The organism is Nocardioides sp. CPCC 206348, from assembly GCF_048654705.1.
Taxonomy (GTDB): domain Bacteria; phylum Actinomycetota; class Actinomycetes; order Propionibacteriales; family Nocardioidaceae; genus Nocardioides.
Map to the genome: position 1 here is coordinate 15,885 of NZ_JBMCZA010000200.1, position 4,132 is coordinate 20,016.

General features: G+C 64.0%; 4 protein-coding genes. All 4 read left to right on the forward strand.

Features of this window, described 5'->3' with window-relative positions:
• A partial coding sequence (locus ACOADB_RS19430) for a hypothetical protein (protein WP_378602212.1) occupies positions 1–454 on the forward strand: 454 nt, incomplete at its 5' end.
• Positions 451–1,584: a DGQHR domain-containing protein DpdB gene (dbpB, locus tag ACOADB_RS19435; RefSeq protein ID WP_378602215.1), complete on the forward strand. Its 1,134-nt coding sequence runs from the start codon at positions 451–453 to the stop codon at positions 1,582–1,584. The genes ACOADB_RS19430 and dbpB (ACOADB_RS19435), both read left to right, overlap by 4 nt.
• Positions 1,581–2,816, forward strand: coding sequence for a tRNA-guanine transglycosylase DpdA (gene dpdA / locus ACOADB_RS19440; protein ID WP_378602218.1), 1,236 nt, complete (start codon positions 1,581–1,583; stop codon positions 2,814–2,816). The genes dbpB (ACOADB_RS19435) and dpdA overlap by 4 nt, the downstream gene beginning before the upstream one ends.
• Entirely contained in the window at positions 2,809–3,912 is a 1,104-nt protein-coding gene (gene dbpB, locus ACOADB_RS19445; protein ID WP_378602221.1) for a DGQHR domain-containing protein DpdB, read from the forward strand. The genes dpdA and dbpB (ACOADB_RS19445) overlap by 8 nt, the downstream gene beginning before the upstream one ends.
• Positions 3,913–4,132 lie beyond the last annotated feature (220 nt).

The following is a 4,132-nucleotide window of genomic DNA, read 5'->3' on the forward strand; positions in this document are numbered from 1 at the left end:
GGTCCTGTCGGAGAGTTACGCCAAGGTGATCGCCGCCGACCTGCTCACCCGGGCGGACACCGGCGGCCTGCTGGTGTTCGGCGGCTCGGAGGACATCCCGGCCGGCCTGCGGGTGCCATCGAACCGAGCGCTGCGCCACGCGCTCGGCGGCACCGCTACCAGCTTGAACCTGCGGATGGCGATCCGCTGGACCGAACTGGCCGGCGCCGACGGCGTGCACTCCCCCGTCGTCCGGGACCGGTGGCAGCAGTGGGCCGCCGGCGCGGAGCATCACGAGCGCTGGAACCGAGAGCCAATGACCGACGGCGCGGTGCTGGAGTTCATCACCGCACTGCGCCGCCTCGAACCGGCGTTGACCAAGTCCCGGGCGCTGCGTCATCTGCGCGACGCCGGTATGGCCTGCGAGCAGCGCCGCTTCGGCGCCCTCTTCACCCAGTCAGGAGCAAGGGTATGAGCGAGCAATGGCTTGAGCGTCGGGCCCTCAAGGTCCTACAGAACAGCGACGTACCGCTGTACCTGTTCACCCTGGCCGCCGAGGAGGTGGACCTGGTTGCCGACGTCTCCCGGATCGGCCGGGACGAGGCTGGCAAGTTGATCGGCTACCAACGACCGGAGAAGAAGAAGCACGTCAAGCAGATCCAGGACTACCTCGACTCCGGCGATGCACTCTTCCCGAACGGACTGATCTTGGCGCTACCGACCGAAGTCCGGTTCAAATCCAGTCGTGGCCCCGGCGCGAGTGACGGCCTTGCGATCTCTGGCACGCTGGAGATCCCGTTCTCACGCGACGGGAACGGCCCCCGTCCTGCATGGATCGTCGATGGCCAGCAACGCAGTCTGGCGCTGGCCAGGACCAAGAACACCCGCCTGCCCGTGCCAGTGGCAGGCTTCGTCGCCGACGACCTGGAACTGCAGCGCGAACAGTTCCTGCGGGTCAACACGGTGCAACCACTGCCGGTGGGCCTGGTCACCGAGTTGCTGCCGGAGATCGCCCGAGTGCCGTCGGCCCGGATGGCGACGCGGCAACTCCCCTCTGCCCTGGTCGACATGCTGAACAGCGACCCGGACTCGCCCTTCCACGGGATCATCCGCCGCTCCTCGACCCCGATCGACAGCAAGAAGGTCGCCGTCGTCACCGACACCGGCCTGGTGGAGGCTCTGCGCGAATCGATCGAGTCGCCGTCCGGAGTGCTGTTCCCGTACCGGAACATCGCTACCGGCACCACTGACACCGAGGGCATTCGCCGCCTGCTGATCGCCTACTGGGGCGCCGTCAAGGAGACCTTCCCGCGGGCTTGGGGGCAGTCGCCGACCGACTCGCGACTGATGGGCGGCGTCGGCATCCGGGCGATGGGCCGATTGATGGACCGGGTCATGGCGCACGTGGACCCGGACGCCCCGGACGCGACCAAGCGAGCCCGCACCGAACTGTCGCTGATTGCCGACCAGTGCCGGTGGACCGCCGGCACGTGGGACGACTTGGGAATCGTCTGGAACGACGTGCAGAACACCCCGCGGCACATCAGTGCACTGTCTAACTTCCTAGTTCGGGCATATCTGGCAGAACGGACCGGGCGCCGATGAGGTTCTTTTTCCCGGACAGTCAGGATCTCGTCAGTCCTTCGTACGACTTTTTGCGCGACGAGTACTCGGCCCACCGTGTCCGTCAACGCGACGACCTCTATGCCCACGAGGTTCTCGGCGGGGCACCGTACGACGGGATCCTGGTCAGCAAGTCCATCGTCGATGGCTCGATCAAGGGCGGCGGCAAGTACACGGCAGCGCAACGAGCGCGCCTGCATCGGATGGGTGTCCAGCGATTCTTTCGTCTACCCAAGGGGGTCGAAGCGCTCGGTGACAATGGTGCGTTCAACTACGTCGACGAGGCTGTGCCGCCAGTCACGCCGGCTGAGACTCTCGAGTTCTACGTCTCGTGTGGATTCGACTCCGGGATCAGCACCGACCACGTCATCTTCGGATATGCCGCTACCGCAAGCGAAAGCGAAGTCGACCCCGAGTGGTCGGCTCGGCGCCTCCTTACTCTTCGGTTCGCGGAGGAGTTCTTTGGCTTGGTGCAGGATCAGAGTGCGCCGATAGAGCCGGTCGGCGCTGCCCAAGGGTGGAGCCCTGCGAGTTACGCCGCCAGCGTTCGATCGCTAGAGGAGATGGGGTACCGCAGAATCGCGTTGGGCGGCATGGTGCCTTTGAAGACGACCCAGATTCTGGCTTGCCTGGAAGCCATCAACGCAGTTCGCCGGCCAGAGACAGGGCTCCACTTGCTCGGAATCACCCGAACCGAAGCGATGGCCGACTTCGGACGACTCGGTGTCACCAGTTTTGATAGCACCTCGTCATTCCGGCAGGCTTTCATGGACGACCGGAAGAACTACCACACACTCGATGACGCATACGTGGCATTGCGTGTGCCGCAGGTGGATGGAAATCCGACTCTCAAGCGAGCGATTCTTGCCGGAACCGTTTCACAGAAGTCTGCGTTGGACGCAGAGCGGGCGACCCTCAAGGCACTCCGCGCATTCGATGGTTCAGGTAGCCAAGTTCAGGGCTGTCTCGACGCTCTCGGCGAGTACGAACTGATTTGCGATTCAAAGAAGAGTTACCTCGACGGATACGCACGAACCCTCAGCGCCGCGCCTTGGCTCGCATGCCAGTGCGCGCTGTGTAGGCAGCACGGCATCGAAATCGGAATCTTCCGAGGAACCGAACGCAACAAGCGGCGAGGATTCCACAACGTGTCGGTACTGGCTGCGAAGATGGCCCGACTCCAACCAGAAGCCGAGAGGGCTGCACATGGCTGACAGGTACGAGATTCGACTTCCGGCTCTCCGGATCCGCCAAGGCGAACAGAACATCTACACCTTCGGAGTCGACGGCAAGCAGATCCAGGATTTCAGTGCAATCAGCCGCGTCCACCGGGACGACAAGAAGTTGGCTGGGTACCAGCGCCCAGAAGTCCTGACACACATCCGAGCGATCCGCAGGTACCTCGAGTCCGACGGGGCGATGCTGCCCAACGCTGTGGTGTTCGCGTTCGATGACCGAGTCGCCTTCGAACCGACTGACTCCGCCTCGTCGGTCGAGTACGTCACCATCGGCGAACTGATCATCCCCGTTGACGAGACACTGCCCGACGACGAGCGACCCGCCTGGTTGGTCGACGGCCAGCAACGCAGTGCCGCGATCCGGGATGCTGACCTGGCCGAGTTCCCGGTGGCCGCGGTGGGGTTCATCGCCAAGGGCGAGGAAGAGCAGCGCTCCCAGTTCATCTTGGTGAACAACACGAAACCACTACCCAAGGGCCTGATCCACGAACTGTTGCCCGACACCAAGGGACACCTACCGACCAACTACGCCCGGAAACAACTCCCGGCGCAGGTGTTGACCCAGTTGAACTTCGGGCTTGGCGGCGAGGGGGAACCGTTCGCCGGCCGAATCGCAACCCCGACCATGCCGCACGGCTACATCAAGGACAACAGCGTCCTACGGATGATCGAGAACAGCCTGTACGAGGGTGCGCTCTATCAGTACAGGGATCCGGTGGACGGCTCCGGCGACATAGACCGAATCCTGCTCCACCTGAACTTCTACTGGACCGCCGTCCGGGTCACCTTCCCGGAGGCCTGGGAACTGCCGCCGACGAAGTCGCGACTGACCCACGGCGCCGGCATCCAGTCGCTCGGGTACGTGATGGACGCGCTCACCGACGGCGTCCCAGCGGCCGACCTGCCGGCCCTCGACATCCCAGCACGACTGCAGAGACTGCGCGAGCACTGCGCATGGACTGGCGGCACGTGGGACTTCGGCGCCGACCAGGCCCGGCGCTGGAACGGGATCCAGAACACCCCGAACGACATCCGGATGCTCACGGGATACCTGCTGCGCGCGGTGCGGTAAATGTCGCGCGATTTGCCAAACCTTCATGCAATTTCCTTGACCTACCTCCATGAGTCGGACGGCGGCGATAGCCTCCTCGAAGTCCGAGCAGATGGGGGTCGCAGTGATCGACGACGTCACTTGTCCTAAGTGCAATGCGCCGATGCTGATGCAGTTCGTATCTCGAGGTCCCAACAGCGGAAAATCCTTCTGGGGTTGCTCGCGATTTCCGACCTGCCGC